This window comes from Sphingomonas sp. S6 (assembly GCF_043498045.1).
Classification (GTDB): Bacteria; Pseudomonadota; Alphaproteobacteria; order Sphingomonadales; family Sphingomonadaceae; genus Sphingomonas.
The window spans coordinates 1-867 of the sequence record NZ_JBIEOE010000050.1 but is presented as its reverse complement, the minus strand read 5'-3'; the positions used below and the strand labels follow the sequence as shown (position 1 = coordinate 867).

The 867-nt window shown below is 69.9% G+C and carries 1 protein-coding gene; it reads left to right on the top strand.

Annotated features, from left to right (window positions below; all coding sequences use genetic code 11):
* Window positions 1-867: hypothetical protein (locus ACGVWT_RS19180; RefSeq protein ID WP_394427828.1), on the top strand; the 867-nt coding region annotated here is incomplete at both ends.

Here is an 867-nt window from a genome sequence, read left to right as displayed (position 1 = left end):
GCCGAAGGTCGCGATCGACATTACCGCGAACGACCGGACGGCGAAGGGCGCCCGGTCGGCGGAGAAGCGCCTCGGCACGGTGCCGAAGCATGTCAGCGCTGTCACCCGCAACCAGGATCGCGCGATGCGCGAGGGACTGGGACGCTCCAGCCGGAGCGCGCTGCGCACCCTCGGCCAGGTCGAACAGGCGAGCGCGAGGGTGTTCGGCGGCCGTTCGGTCACGTCGGGCTTTGCGACGCGCCTCGGCGCGATCCGGGAGGCGGCGGCGGCGACCGGCACGGGGTTGGGTGAGGCAGCGGGCAGCGCGTCCATGCTGGGCAGCACGCTCGGCGTGGTGGGTACGGTCGCGGGGGCTACCGTCGGCGTGCTGGCGGCGGCCGGCTTCGCAGCGTTCAAGATGGCGGACGGATGGGCCAAGGGCGCGGCGCTGATTGGTCGAACGGCCGACACGATTGGCGTCGCACGGAAGGAATTCCAGGAGTTCGCTGCGGCGAGCGAGCGCATGGGCGTCGATAAGGGCGCGGCCACCGGCGGGCTGGCCAGCCTTTCGCAGACGCTGAACGATGCTCGATACGGCCGCAACACCGGCGCGCTGGCGATGCTGTCGAAGCTCGGCGTCACGATGCAGCTCAACGACGACGGCACGGTCAATGTCGGCGCGATGCTTCCTGCGATCGCCGATGCCATCGCGCGACAGAATTCGTCGGGCCGCCGCACCGCGTCGTCGGCGTTGGGCCTGTCGGACGCCCTGATCCCCGTCTTCTCTCAGGGCGGCAAGGCTCTGGGCGACGACATGAAGGACGCGGGCAATACGGCCTATATCGCGTCCGATGACGACATTAAGCGCGGCCAGCGCATTCAGCGGAA